Source organism: Bacteroides sp., from assembly GCF_030151085.1.
Taxonomy (GTDB): domain Bacteria; phylum Bacteroidota; class Bacteroidia; order Bacteroidales; family Bacteroidaceae; genus Bacteroides.
In genome coordinates, this window is the sequence record NZ_JASLER010000038.1 from 1 (window position 1) to 14,297 (window position 14,297).

Annotated in this window: 9 protein-coding genes; 5 read left to right on the top strand and 4 right to left on the bottom strand. The window is 43.1% G+C overall.

Annotated features, from left to right (window positions below):
- On the top strand, positions 1 to 1,199 hold a 1,199-nt coding region (locus tag Q1W14_RS06995; RefSeq protein WP_300700191.1), incomplete at its 5' end, for a glycosyl hydrolase family 28 protein.
- Positions 1,200 to 1,338: 139 nt separating this feature from the next.
- Here Q1W14_RS06995 and Q1W14_RS07000 read toward each other — a convergent pair.
- Positions 1,339 to 3,435: a BT4734/BF3469 family protein gene (locus Q1W14_RS07000; RefSeq protein WP_300700192.1), complete on the bottom strand. Its 2,097-nt coding sequence runs from the start codon at positions 3,433 to 3,435 to the stop codon at positions 1,339 to 1,341.
- A gap of 386 nt (positions 3,436 to 3,821) precedes the next feature.
- Here Q1W14_RS07000 and Q1W14_RS07005 point away from each other — a divergent pair, with 386 nt between their 5' ends.
- A complete protein-coding gene (locus Q1W14_RS07005) occupies positions 3,822 to 4,442 on the top strand; it encodes an HU family DNA-binding protein (protein ID WP_300700194.1) in 621 nt (206 codons plus the stop codon).
- A gap of 183 nt (positions 4,443 to 4,625) precedes the next feature.
- On the opposite strand, the gene Q1W14_RS07010 is transcribed toward Q1W14_RS07005, so the two are convergent.
- The 3 genes from Q1W14_RS07010 to Q1W14_RS07020 form a co-directional block, all read right to left on the bottom strand.
- Positions 4,626 to 5,204: a sugar O-acetyltransferase gene (locus tag Q1W14_RS07010; protein ID WP_300700196.1), complete on the bottom strand. Its 579-nt coding sequence runs from the start codon at positions 5,202 to 5,204 to the stop codon at positions 4,626 to 4,628.
- Between the two features lie 53 nt (positions 5,205 to 5,257).
- Positions 5,258 to 7,312, bottom strand: a complete 2,055-nt coding sequence (locus Q1W14_RS07015) for a family 20 glycosylhydrolase (protein ID WP_300700197.1) — start codon at positions 7,310 to 7,312, stop codon at positions 5,258 to 5,260.
- Between the two features lie 110 nt (positions 7,313 to 7,422).
- Positions 7,423 to 8,028 (bottom strand): RNA polymerase sigma-70 factor, encoded by a 606-nt coding sequence (locus tag Q1W14_RS07020; protein WP_300700199.1) that lies wholly within the window; start codon positions 8,026 to 8,028, stop codon positions 7,423 to 7,425.
- A 175-nt stretch (positions 8,029 to 8,203) separates the two neighbouring features.
- Between Q1W14_RS07020 and Q1W14_RS07025 the strand changes: the two genes are divergently transcribed.
- Genes Q1W14_RS07025 through Q1W14_RS07035 form a run of 3 tightly spaced genes read left to right on the top strand, consistent with a single transcriptional unit; the run spans position 8,204 to position 14,246 of the window.
- Entirely contained in the window at positions 8,204 to 9,190 is a 987-nt protein-coding gene (locus Q1W14_RS07025; protein WP_300700201.1) for a FecR family protein, read from the top strand.
- A gap of 8 nt (positions 9,191 to 9,198) precedes the next feature.
- Entirely contained in the window at positions 9,199 to 12,600 is a 3,402-nt protein-coding gene (locus Q1W14_RS07030; protein ID WP_300700203.1) for a SusC/RagA family TonB-linked outer membrane protein, read from the top strand.
- Entirely contained in the window at positions 12,597 to 14,246 is a 1,650-nt protein-coding gene (locus Q1W14_RS07035) for a SusD/RagB family nutrient-binding outer membrane lipoprotein (protein WP_300700205.1), read from the top strand. Before Q1W14_RS07030 ends, Q1W14_RS07035 begins: the two co-directional genes overlap by 4 nt.
- The last annotated feature ends 51 nt before the right edge of the window (positions 14,247 to 14,297 follow it).

Consider the following 14,297-nt stretch of genomic DNA (forward strand, 5'->3'; position numbering starts at 1 on the left):
TCGACTTCGACGGTGAGATAGAAGTATCTGTTACTTCCAATAAAGGGGTTATCAATACAGGCAGAGTGCGCCCGTTGTCCTACGAAATCACTCCGCAAATAAAGGGCAATACCCTGACATTTAAGCTGAACCGTCCCCGTAATCTATCTGTAGAAGTAAACAGAGACATCTTCCATAACCTCCATCTGTTTGCCAACCCGATAGACGGCAACAAGCCGAAGAAATTGAAAGACCGCAATTTGATTTACTTTGCTCCGGGAATACACCAACTGCCGGGTGATACGTTGAACGTCCCCTCCGGCAAGACTGTTTATATTGCAGGCGGGGCTATCGTGAAAGGTTGTATTCAGGTAGTAAATGCAAGAGACGTAAAAGTCTTCGGACGAGGAGAAATCCACCCCGAAGGTCGCGGAGCAGGAGTCAGAATTGTAAATTCCAAGAATATACAGGCAGAAGGATTCATAACCACTCAATGCCCTACCGGAGGCTCGGACAGCGTAACTATACGCAACGTGAAAGCCATAAGTTCCTATGGTTGGGGGGACGGCATGAATGTCTTTGCCAGCAATAACGTACTCTTCGATGGTGTATTCTGCCGCAATTCCGATGATTGCACCACTGTTTACGCTACTCGTCTCGGCTTTGCCGGCGGATGTAAAAACATTACTATGCAGAACTCCACCCTTTGGGCGGATGTAGCCCACCCTATCTTCATCGGCCTGCATGGTGACATCGAAAGAAATGAGATATTAGAAGATCTGAACTATATCAATATTGATATTCTTGACCATCGGGAAAAGCAAGTGGACTATCAAGGTTGTATGGCAATCAATGCAGGAGACAACAATCTGGTGCGCAACGTACGTTTTGAAAACATCCGGGTAGAGAATTTCCGTCAGGGACAACTCATCTGCATGCGCATCTGCTTCAATAAGAAATATTGCAAGGCTCCGGGCAGAGGCATTGAAAACGTACTATTCAAGAACATCACTTACAACGGAACGAATGCCGAACTATCCATCATTGCCGGATATAATGAAGAACGGAAAGTGAAGAACATCCGCTTTGAGGGTCTCCGGATAAACGGTGAAGTGATTTATGAAGATATGCCCTCCAAGCCGAAATGGTACAAAACCGGAGATATGGCACGTTTCTTTGTAGGGGAACATGTGGAAGATATTGTGTTTACTAAAGAATAAAACAACTCTAACCTCAGAAAAAGTTTCACTATCATTTTGCTCTCATGCTCTCATAATACACCTAATTCATTTATTATGAGGATAAAAGACATGATAGCAGCTATGAGGGCAACTCTTTGCTCTCATAGCCAAAAATAATTTATCCCAACTTTTCCAAATGATATACCGTCCCCTTCATCGACTTTCGGCAAGGTATATTCAATTTCTGCAGCGTACGGCCAAACACAGCTACTTTATTGATAGCCAGTTTATCTTTCGTTTTTGTCTGTAGATAATTCATAATCTGCATTGCCGTCAGCCACTCCCCCTCTTCTTCCTCTGAATCCAATGAATGAAAATAACAATGAAAAAGCTGCTCCAATGGGCTAATTTGCTCGAATTCCCGATTGGTTTGTTTCAAAACAGCCTCATCTTCATCATTTAGCCAGTAACGCTCGCCATGATAGACGGCATCCATGGCCTGAGCATAGAGTTGCTTATAGTTGATAGTAACATTCGTACGAATAGGCGCCGTCACTTCGATACAGATAAAACGGCGGCTACCACTAGGATCGGTCAGTAAATCTTTCTGATTACTTGTCCCGATAAAAGAAGCATACCGACGCACTTCACGGATAGTATTGCCGTATGGTTTTCGCAAATTGGCGGCAGGTTTCTGTAGCAGATGCTTCAAGAATCCTTGCTGACTGACGTTCACTTGGTCGAACTCATCAATATTTATCAGAAAGAAACGTCCCAAATAGCGTTCCGCCTCCTGCTTACTCTTGAAGTCGAGACTATCGGTATAGCCGAAACGAAGTTCAGGCGGTAACAAGATACGACAAAACGTAGATTTACGAAAGCCCTGCGCTCCCACTAACAGAGGCGAAGTACTGTTTCCATGCTGATTATCGAGTCCACGCCAATGCGCCACCATACTGAGAAACCAACGGTAGAACAGTTCCCGCCAATGCGGATTGTTACACGGAACCAAATCGGCCAATGCACGAATACGGTCTTTTCCGTCCCAATGCCCGGTGTCGTACAGAAATTCCTCCACCGGATTGTATAGAGGAACATATTCCGAATTCAAGAAACGGTCAATATCACGGTCCCATGCACTGATACCTTCTTTCAAGGCACTGATGGCAATGCTATTACGCACGCGCTTTTCCACAGGTTTGAAGTAGAAATGAATAGAGTCGCGTTGACGGTATTCCAAGTCATCGAGCACAGTATTATAACGGAATTCATAACGTCGATTCAAGAATTCTTCCAACAAAAAAGCTGTTTCCTGCTCCTTTGTCCGGCTGCTTTTCTGTCCGAAGCCTTTAGATTCCTGATAAAGGTTGTGCAAAGTCAACCTGATTGTCTGTTCATCTGCCTGGCGATGATAATGATTCAATGTCTGACGCACCGCTTCCTCTTCGGGTATGCCGGCTTTGAAACAATGTTCGGCAAGGCAGACAAGTAGCGGCTGTAAATCGTCTCCACGCTTCCAATCCTCTATTTCGCGAAGTGCACGTCCCAAAGCGGCTTCATACATTAATGTGAATGTTTCGGCTGTCTCATATCCGGGTATCATGCGTTCAAGCGGATTCTTCTCACCCTGTTTCCGCTGACGGAAAGTACTTTCATCGGGCATCGTGAGCGGTTGAGCAAGGCAGAAAGGCACAGCATCGGGGTTATAATAAGGAGCTTCATCCAAAGTCATACGGCAACTTTGCATCAACACTGGTTCTTTTAAAGTAATGTCGTATGGAATGACGGGTTGATAACACCTCACAGCAAGGCGGTAGGCATGGGCATGAAACAGTACTGCTTCGGGTTCTTTAGTGGGCAGTCCTTCATCATCGGGCAAAGCAAAGCGCACCCAAATCTTCACACTTCGTCCGCTTGAACCGCAAAAGGCGGCAAAGGTCTGTGGCAAGAGTTCCGCTTGGCGTTTCACTAACTCCACTTCATAGCGCCCGGAAAGTTTGTTTACTTCTAGTTGTACCAAACCGTTATACTGCTTCATCCGCCGTTCTCCCTCTTTGGTACGAGTATATTCTATGGCAGGATAAATGCGTGGAAGTTTATCAATATGTTCGTATCGGGAATGAGTGCCCTCCAAGGCGGGCAGTATCTCTCTTAAGGCAGTGATATATCCGGATTTTGTTTCTGTCTTGATTTTCTCGAACAATGTGTCTGTTTCGCAGGTGCTGAGCATCTCTTTACCAGTCTCTTTTTCTTCTCTGATTAAGGTAATTTTCATTTGTTGGCTATCGGTTAATTTACTATTGCGGCATGCCGCTTACTTCTTGTAAAGATACAGCATAAACGCCCGGAAAGCAAGCATTTCACGGAATAAAATATTATTATTTCTTCTGATAAATATAGGCTATTCATTTGCTTTTGCCCTGTGTTTGTTGTATCTTTACTAGGTCTTTAAAAGGGCTCACTAATGTGAATAGATAAGTCTTCATTTGTAAACGAATTTATCCATTGCAGTAAATAAATTGATCCACAAATGTAATCTCTTAACAATCTAAAGAGCTGAACAGAAGATATATATGGGATGAACAAAAGAGACATAAGCCACTGATGTATTCCACACCGTTGCTTAGCCCAAGAAATATGTGTACTTTAAAACCTAAAGATATGGCAATACTATTTGATTGGTACGAGGACCCGAAACCCTCCGACAAAAAAGAAAATGAGAAAACCCTGCATCCGCGCATCAAGCTGAACGGCTCTACAGGTACGGATGTACTACGTCGCCGCATCCAGCAACGTTGTTCACTATCAGAAACCGACGTCAGCGCTGTGCTCGACGCCCTTTCGCACATTATGGGCGAAGAACTTGCAGAAGGCAGACAAGTGCATTTGGACGGCATTGGTTATTTCTATCCCTGCCTGACCAGTACAGAACGCGTAACCGCCGAAACCAAACGGAAAATAACAAAAGTGAAGCTGAAAGCTATCAAATTCCGTGCAGATCAAACCCTGAAAAATGAATTCGGAGTCCTCAAAGTGCAGTGTCTGAAAGGAAGCCTCGAATTCAAACGCATCAGTAACGAAGAGATTGACCTGCGACTGACAAATTACTTCAAAACCCATCAGTTTTTAAGAAGAACAGACTTCCAAAGTCTCTGCGGCATGGTAAGATCTACTGCCATGCGTCACCTTCGACGGCTACGTGATGACAAAAAGCTGGAAAATGTAGGTGGATTGATGCAACCGATTTATGTACCTACAAAGGGGTATTATGGTAATAATTAAACAGTTACCTCTATTTCAATTGATAGCAGGCATGAGAGCAAACAGTTACTCTCATACCTGCTATCATAGTTGCTATCATGCCTCAAATACCGATGAATAGGGAGATGCAGAGAATCTATGAGAGCATGAGAGCAAATTCACACAAAACTTAGATTCAGCCTGCCTTGTTCGGCTTGATACCGGTCAAAGTTTCTTCAGCTGTTTTATTACCCTACATGGATTTCCTACCGCAACCACATCCGACGGAATATTACTCGTCACTACACTTCCCGCCCCTATCGTGGTATTATCACCAATGGTTACTCCCGGTAGAATGATTGTTCCGCCGCCAATCCATACGTTCTTGCCCACCGTAATGGGTGCGGAATAGGATTTCCACAATCCTCCGTTATCCGAAAGACGCTCGGCAGCATCAACAGGGTGTCCTACAGCATAAAACTGTACATTAGGACCTATCCCTGAGTTATCACCTATGGTTATTGTATTGCAGTCCAGAAAAGTACAATTCATATTTATCTCTACATTGACTCCTAGATGTATGTTTTCGCCATAGTCTACAAAGATAGGTGCTGCCACCCATCCCCTTTCACCCCTGGAGCCGAGTAGTTTACTCAGAACAGCATTAAGTTTCTCCGTATCGGTAGTATCGGTTTGAGCAAACTCCTTCTGAAGCCTTTTTGCTTCGTGCCAACGATTTTGCAATTCACTGTCGCAGGGATCATATACCATACCTGCAAGCATCTTTTCTTTTTCACTCTTCATATAAATAACTATTAATGTTCTTTTTGATGTCATGAACGTTTAAAGGTCAGCGCTCATCTGACAACAATCTCATCAACAAACAACCATCCCCCGACAATGCCGTTCGACTTCGCTTTTATCTTAATATAGCGAACATCACACTCTCCTGTCCAAGCATAAGTTTGCATGGTCAACTTCTCGTCGGTCACCGGAAGTTCTGTGATAATATCCTTCAAATCTACGAACTCCTTTCCGTCAGAAGAAGCTGAAATAGTCATTTCTTTAGGCAGCCAGACGTAAGGTCCTATCAATTGCATAAAGTCGGCGGATATCCAATGTATTTTCTCTTGCTTTTCCAGGTCAATCACCAGTTCCACATCACTGTTCAAAAATCCTTGCCAACGCTGGTCTCCGTAAGTCCATCCTCCATGCAACCCATCGGTCAATGCAGAATTGCCTCCTGCGGCATAATGATCGGAATAAGGGGTAATATAGTTCACCTTTTTCCCCTTTGCCTTATGATTGTCCACACCAAGTGCAATAGGTCGTTCACCTACTTCGTTTTTCAAATCGAATGTATGGTATCCAAGATTCCTCAATTTATCCACTTCAGATAAAGCCTCTGCATGAAAACGCGTCCAATCTTTCTGCTCCGGTTGAGTCCACGCCACTTCTGCCAAAGCCAGCAGACGAGGATAAATCATGTATTCCACATGCTCAGCAGTAGGCATATATTCCGTCCATACGTTTGCCTGTATACCCCAAATATGGGCTGTTTCTTTTGAAGTAAGTTGCGCCGGAACCGGTTCAAAAGAATAGACTTTCTGCAAAGGCAGGTATCCTCCTATTGCTAGCGGTTGTGTAGCCGGAGCGTCCTGATAGCTATCCAAATAACAATAGCTTCCCGGTGACATCACAGTATAAAGCCCCTTTCGTACTGCTTCAATACCTTTCTCTTCATTACGCCATACTGTTACGGCAGCATCTTTCGATAAATCTCCACTCAACACCTCATCCCATCCTATGAGCTTACGGTCATGGGCCTGAAGGAACTTTTCAATTCGGGAAATCAGGTAGACTTGTAGTTCACTTTCGTCCTTCAAACCCTCGGCATGCATGCGTTTCTGGCAGAGAGGACATTGTTTCCAATGAGCAGTAGAAGCCTCATCACCACCGATATGAATATATTCGGAAGGAAAAAGTTCCATCACTTCCGTCAGTACATCAGTCAAAAAGGTAAATGTTTCTTCTCTTCCCGGACACAATTCTCCTCCGGCAGGCAAGCCCTCACAAGCCAACTGAGGATAAGCCACAAGCACTTCTTCCGAATGTCCCGGCATTTCTATTTCAGGTATAATTGTAATATGGCGCTGACGTGCATACTCCACTACTTCCCGAATATCCTCTTTAGTATAATAACCACCTTGAGCTTCAGGGTCATCACTTGTACAATAGGTTAGTCCACCTTGCCACCAGCTTTTCCAGTCGGGGAAAGGGCGATAAGCCGTTTTACGAGTAAGCTCCGGATATTTCTCTATTTCTATACGCCACCCGGCTCCGTCGGTCAGATGCCAATGAAAACGATTCAATTTATATCGTGCCAAAGCATCTAATTGTTTTTTGACAAACTCCTTTGTGCGAAAATGACGGGATACATCCAAATGCAATCCTCTGTAAGAGAAGCGAGGATAATCTTCTATTTCTACCAAAGGAAAACGATAACCGGATACAATATCGGGCTGTGCCAACTGCAACAACGATTGGAAGGCGTAAAATAATCCTGCCGTGGAAGTCGATTCTACTTCAATACCTTGCGGAGTAATCACCAACCGATACCCTTCTTCGCTCGTTTCTGAAGAAACCGACGGGATTAGCCGGAAAGTAACCGGTGCCGGACTCTTCTGATATTGCAGAGCTAACGGAGAGTTCTCCAGATAACGAACAAAATCATCTCTATCGGTACCGCTCAAGTTACAAGTAAAAGTGGACTGCCCCGTCAAAAGATAGTCACCAGCTTGCACACGCATAGTTTGAGGCTGCGGGATAATATAAACATCCCCTACTTGTGCAGCAGTAACAGTAGAGAACATCGCTAGCACATAGAAAAAAACGATCGACAATTGTTTCATAATAAATTGTATATGCATATTTAATACCTTTTATATAATACAAATGATCGAGCAGATGTACTAAGAAGCAATAATGAATTAATTAAAAGTTCATAAGTAAGTAGTTCTTGCTAGAATTTCAAATGAAAGGCAAAATCATATATAAAGAATATGAATGGCAAATAATCCTTCAATGCTATCCGCAATATCTTCAGTGCTTGGGATATACGATAATTTACCGTTTGCGGAGATACATTCAGGCTTACAGCTATTTCTTTATGCGTCATTTGCTTATTGCGGTTCATTTCGTAGGCTTGCTTAAATTCTTGCGGTAGCTTTTCAAGAGCAGTTCCATACAATTGGAACAATTCATTATGTAGATAAAAGTCGGGGGAGGAGAATTCTTCGTCATATTTTTGGGCAATATCTTCGTGCACTTTCCGTCTTGTTTCCAAATGTGAGATTTTATTAAGTGCCTTGTTTTTTACTATGGTAAAGAGGAGGGTTTTAAGTGTTAAATGAGGAATCAGGCTCGTTCTATTTTCCCATAGCCACATCATCGTATCCTGCACTATTTCTTCGGCTTCGGCAGCACCAACATACTGCGAACAGAAACCACATAAAGCTCTGAAATAATAACGATACACCTCATCAAACGCAGTTTCATCTCCCGTTTTTAAAGCCGTGATAATAACATCATTATCTTCAATATTCAATTTTAGGTTAACTTTGGTCATTCGTTCATTTCATATACAGTTCTACAAACATACTATAAATAGAACTATCAACAAAATGATTTTTAAATTAATATGTTTTTTTGATTGCAGTTTAGTATCTTTGCCTCCTCAAATGTATCATATATAAGAGCTGGGTGTAGTATCAAAACTACAAACACCCTTTTCAAAGAAAGTAATGGATGAATCGACTCTAATAAAATACCTAAAAAACGAAACTGACCAGGAAGAATGCCTCCAGGTAGAAGAGTGGTGTGAAGCATCAGCGGACAACAGAAAAGAACTCGAAGACTTGTATTGTGTGCTTTTCGTAGGTGATCGCCATGCGGCAATGGAAGCGGTCGATGTAGACAAATCCCTTGACGATTTCAAGAAAAAGCTCAAACAAAAACAATCTGTCACGAAGAAAACAGTCGGTTGGAAGCGTTATGCAGTCAATATCGCTGCTTTTTTAATAGGGGTAATCTGTACAGGTGGTGCCTTAGGCATATTTTACCAGCAGAACTCTTCCTATATAATTTCTACCGAACCGGGACAACGGGCACAGGCAGTCCTGCCGGACGGCACAAAATTATGGCTCAATGCTTCAACAAGCGTAGAATACCTCTCATCCATCTTCTCTTCAGAAAGAAGAGTGCGTCTGGAAGGAGAAGCCTACTTTGAAGTAAAGAAGAATACACATCGTCCCTTTATAGTAGATTGCCATGACATAGAGACGAAAGTGACCGGTACAAAATTTAATATACGCAACTATAAAAAAGAAAACAGTCTAAAGGCGACTTTACTTGAAGGATCCATCGAAGTAAGTTTGCCCATAAAGGACAAAAAAGAGATATGTATGACTCCCAATGAGCAGCTATCCGTCAATTTGCTAAACCTGGAAACCAACTTGAAACATACTGAAAATGCGAATGAAGCAATCAGTTGGATAAAAGGCTCTTTGCACTTTGACCAAACAACCTTAAAAGAAATAGCAGAAACTCTTGAGAGACATTACAATGTGCTCATTAAGATAGACGATATAAAATTACAACAGCAGAGGTTCACTTGTGATTTCGATTTATCCGATGACATTAGCCAAGTGCTGTCAATTCTTAGTTTTACCAAAAGCTTTGACTATCGGATTAAAGATAATGAGGTGACGCTTTCTGCCCGTAAACCTTAAATTAATATATGAGAAAATACCTGTGCTTTCATTCTGTTTGGAAGTTGGGTGAAAAGAGTAAAACGCTGGTTAAATTTACTGTCTTTCTATGGGTAATTTTGATACCGGAATTACTTTTTGCACAATCTTCGCGTCTGACTATAGATGTGAACAAAGTTCCTTTATACCAAGTTTTCCAACTCATCAACCAGCAGACGAAGCTATCTGTCGTGTATAATGTTGATGACATCAACCCGAATCGCGAAGTCACATGTCACATCCGGAATGAAACAATAACCCGGACACTCGATGTGTTATTTCACGAAACTAACATCGTTTACACCATTGTCGACAAACATATCGTACTCTCCATTAGGCATACTGGAAATAACAAACAAACCCGGACATCCTCCACCCCAACACGAACCATCAGAGGAAAAGTGGTCAATGAGCAGAATGTCCCATTGATAGGAGTGAATATCTCCATTAAGGAGACAGGAAAAGGAGTCATTTCCGAAGAAGCGGGAGACTATACTTTGGATATTCCGACTGATAAAGATATTGTAACATTTTCATACATCGGGTATCTGTCTCAAGATGTTTCGGTTGATGGAAAACAGACGGTAAATGTTGTACTCAAAGAAGATCTGAACCTGCTCGATGAAGTTGTTGTCACAGCCTTGGGTCTCGAAAAGAAATCCAAAAGTTTGATATATGCTCTGCAAGCACTGCCCGGAACCGAACTTACACGAGCTAAAGAAGTAAGTTTCATCAACTCCCTCGAAGGGAAAACTGCCGGATTGGTTATTATTTCCAACTCGAACGGTGCCGGAGCATCAACCAAACTACTGCTTCGGGGTAACAAGTCCATCCAAGGTAACAATAATCCACTGATTGTAATTGATGGTATCCCCATGGCTAACAATAGCTATGGCGATGGAATTGAAGTTGTTTATGGCAGAGGTAATGATGGAGGAGATGCACTTTCCACCATCAACCCGGACGACATAGCCAGTATCAGTATATTGAAAGGGGCATCCGCATCAGCACTCTATGGCGCAGTAGCTGCCAATGGAGTTATCATGGTCACTACCAAGAAAGGCAATGTGGGAGGAATACAGGTCCACGTATCCAGCAACATGACAATGGAGACTGCCTATTCGCTACCGAAGATACAACAAAGTTACGGTGCCAGACAACTCAGCCCAGAAAGCCTACAAGCACAAAGTTGGGGTAGTAAAATGACGGAAAAAGCCTCTGACAATATAGATGCCTTCTTCCGAAACGGATATACGCTGCACAACTCCCTATCTATTGATGGTGGTACGGAACACTCACAAAGTTATTTTTCGTACGGAAACGTACTTTCAGAAGGAATTATACCAACCAACAGTTTCACACGTCACAATATTGCCATCAGACAAAGTTATCAGGGATTCGACAATCGCCTGTCGCTGAACCTGAGCAGCACATACGCCTATCAGAATACGGTCAACAAGCACTACGGTGGCATGTTGAGCAATCCTCTCACAGGACTCTATCTTTTTCCACGGAATGGTAATTTCTCCACCTATAAGAATGAATTCGAACGGTTTGACCCGCAGAAGGAAATATACGTGCAAAATTGGAACCAGCTTGAAGAACATAATCAAAATCCTTATTGGTTGCTGCATCGCAATAAAAAGGATGAAGGTCGCCATCGCATCACTTTCAATTCTACTGCCAAATATGAATTCTTGCCTACACTTAATATACAAGGACGCCTCGGATATGAAAACGACAAAATCGAATACAGAGTAGAACGTTACGCAACCAGTTGGAAAGATGAAATGGGAGGTTATAAAAATATCGATGATTCTTATAAACATCTATATGGTGATATTATGCTGAACTTCGAAAGTCATTTATCTGATTTCTCTTTTTCATTAACTGCCGGTTCCAGCTTCAGTGACGTGCAGCAAGGGAAAAAAGGGATTATTACGGATGGAGGCAACACCAAATTCGAATGGATAGAGATTGAAGATGCAGAGACAGGCAAAATATACAAGGTACCCAACGGTGGAAATGCCTTTTTTGTGAATAACTTCACTCAAAACAATTATTACCGCCCTGAGATTGTGGAAGAGTATTCGCACACACGCCTCAACTCTTTGTTCGGGATGTTGCAAATAGGCTATAAAGAGTTAGCCTATCTCAATATCACGGCACGTAATGACTGGTCGTCGACCCTGGCTTTTACGAACAACAAGCACATGGGATATTTTTATCCGTCGATAGGTGCCAATGTTTTACTGAGTGAAGTGTTCCCTGCTATGAAGCGGACAATCAACTTCCTGAAGCTCCGTGCCTCCTATTCGGTAGTAGGAAATGGTCTGCCGGCTTACGTCACTTCACAGCGTCCGGTCATCAAAGATACTTCTATCTCTTATCCCGCAAGTGCTCCTTTCTCCGATTTGAAACCGGAACGCACACTATCTATAGAAGGAGGATTTGAACTTTCCCTGTTGGACAACCGACTGCACATTGATTTCTCATACTACAAAACAAACACCTTAAACCAGTACTTCACAATCGAAGCTCCCTGGGGTTCAGGATACCGTTACCGGAATGTGAACGCCGGTGATGTGCAGAATATGGGAGCTGAAGTGTCAGCAAGCTATCTTCACAGCTTCCCCCACGACTGGGAATGGCAAACCGGTATAAATTTTTCTTATAACAAAAACCGCATCAAAGAGCTATACAAGGAGAATGACAACTTCTTGCTTCAGGACGGTAGCGGCATTTTAAGTATCTTGAAGAAAGGCGGATCTTACGGAGACATCTATACCCGGCAATTACAGAGAGACGACGATGGCGTGATACTCCTGGACAAGAATGGGGCACCGGTAAAGTCAGACCAGCCGGATGTGTATATAGGTAATCTGAATTCGGATATAAATGCAGGATGGAGTAATCTGATCACTTATAAAAATTTCAGTCTTTATGTACTGATTGACGGGCAGATAGGAGGTAAAGTAGTTTCGACGACTGAAGCCATGCTCGACGGTTACGGTGTGTCCGCCCGCACCGAAGAAGCCCGTAAGCAAGGAGGTATACCCAGAGGGGACGGTACCTTAATTGATGCTGAGAAATACTACCATATCGTGGGAGCCACCGCTTATAACGTAGGCTATGTAGGAACCGAATATGTATATGATGCTACCAACTTCAGATTACGAGAGGTTTCGCTAGGCTATCAATTCAGAAACCTGTTCGCCCCCGGCAAGCATTTGGCAATATCCCTCGTAGGACGCAATTTATGCTTTCTATTCAAGTCTGCTCCCTGCAACCCGAGTGTATCCGGTTCTACCGGAAACGGTTGGCAGGGACTGGATGTTTTTAATCTGCCTATCCAACGAAGCATTGGAATCAACCTAAAACTTACCCTATGAAAACACTTAAAACGACTGGAATAAAACTGAGCTGCCGTATACTATTATTAGTATTACTCTTATCGGCATGCACCAGTGGGTTCGAAAAGATAAACACGAATCCCAATGGAGTGGACGACATGAAAATCGGTCTTGAAAACAAGCTCCAGTTTCCGCAAGAAAACCTCTTTCCCAGCGATGCCAATATGTACCAATATTGGAGGAGCCTGCATGTGGATATTTTTGCCGGATATTATACAACTCCACACAACTTCGGTAATAATCATAATGGAAACTACCGCCTTCGTGAAGATTTCAATCATGGGCCTTTCGAAAATTTTTTCTTAAACGTACTTCCCTATACCAATCGCTACATTCCCATCTGTAAAGAACTGGAATTTTATGATTATGCAGCAGTGACGCTAATCGTACAAGTAATGGGTATGCTACAAGTAGTCGATACCTACGGGCCCGCAAATTATCGCAGCATCAAAGAACATGCAGCAACTTTATACTACGATTCCGACCGTGATATTTATACTGATTTGATAGACGAATTACGCCAATCGATCCAGTGGCTGGAAGATTTTTTAGATAGTAACCCGTCAACCGAAAGATTGGCAGGATTGGCAAAGTTCGACAGGCTATGCGGAGGTAGTCATACCAAATGGCTCCGTCTTGCCAATACTTTGTGCCTCAGGATAGCGATGCACATGGTAAAAGCTGAGCCTGCACGTGCCAAAGAATTGGCAGAAAAAGCCGTCAATAATAAATATGGTGTATTCATGGACGCTTCGGACGACATACTACTTTCCGGCGGAAATCCTATCTGGACGGTGGACGTCATTTACGGAGACTCACGCATGAATGCCTCCATTGAATCCATCTTAAAAGGTTATGGAGATCCACGCATGCAAGAATGGTTCACCCGTACCGGAAGAATCGTGAATCACGAAGGAGAAATGACGCTAAAGGCCGACTCAACCTGCGTAGGCATCCGCCAAGGACTTCTTATCGAGACAAAATCTCCATTACTATACCTGAACTTCTCATCCTCTACTTATCAAAGTTACGACCCACGCCCGGTGATGCATGCTGCCGAAGCTTGGTTTTTACGTGCCGAAGGTGCATTGCGTGATTGGCAAATGGGCGAAAGTGCCCAAAACTGTTATGAACAAGGAGTCCGGGTTGCTCTTAATTCATACGGAATAAGCCATGCCGATGAGTATCTGAGTGGTGCCAATGCTCCTGACAACGGAACCAAAGCTGCCGACTATATAGATTATCACGACTCATTCTATAACACACCGGGCATCAACAACATTTCTGTAACATGGCACGAAAACGATACGAAAGAACAAAAACTGCAACGTATCATTACCCAAAAGTGGCTGGCTATTTACCCGGATTCTTTTGAAGCTTGGACTGAATTCAGACGTACAGGCTACCCCCGCTTATTCCCGGTAGTGTATAACCTGAGCGGCGGACTCATTGATACCGAAACGCAGATACGCCGCTTGCCATTCACCCGCAAAGAGTATAACACCAATGGTGAAGAGGTAAAGAAAGCCATCCGATACCTCAAAGGAGCCGATACCGGAGGAACCCGTCTATGGTGGGATATAGCGGAAAAAGGTAACTTTCCATCAGAAAATGAAAAAAAGTAGATACTCCGTTTAGTACGCTCTTGTTGTCATCTGTATTACATAGGAAGCAAG

Bases quoted from the DNA above. Each gene is read 5' to 3' on its own strand.
- Q1W14_RS07000 (WP_300700192.1), bottom strand. From the start codon at position 3,435: ATGAAAATTACCTTAATCAGAGAAGAAAAAGAGACTGGTAAAGAGATG.
- Q1W14_RS07005 (WP_300700194.1), top strand. From the start codon at position 3,822: ATGGCAATACTATTTGATTGGTACGAGGACCCGAAACCCTCCGACAAA.
- Q1W14_RS07010 (WP_300700196.1), bottom strand. From the start codon at position 5,204: ATGAAGAGTGAAAAAGAAAAGATGCTTGCAGGTATGGTATATGATCCC.
- Q1W14_RS07015 (WP_300700197.1), bottom strand. From the start codon at position 7,312: ATGAAACAATTGTCGATCGTTTTTTTCTATGTGCTAGCGATGTTCTCT.
- Q1W14_RS07020 (WP_300700199.1), bottom strand. From the start codon at position 8,028: ATGACCAAAGTTAACCTAAAATTGAATATTGAAGATAATGATGTTATT.
- Q1W14_RS07025 (WP_300700201.1), top strand. From the start codon at position 8,204: ATGGATGAATCGACTCTAATAAAATACCTAAAAAACGAAACTGACCAG.
- Q1W14_RS07030 (WP_300700203.1), top strand. From the start codon at position 9,199: ATGAGAAAATACCTGTGCTTTCATTCTGTTTGGAAGTTGGGTGAAAAG.
- Q1W14_RS07035 (WP_300700205.1), top strand. From the start codon at position 12,597: ATGAAAACACTTAAAACGACTGGAATAAAACTGAGCTGCCGTATACTA.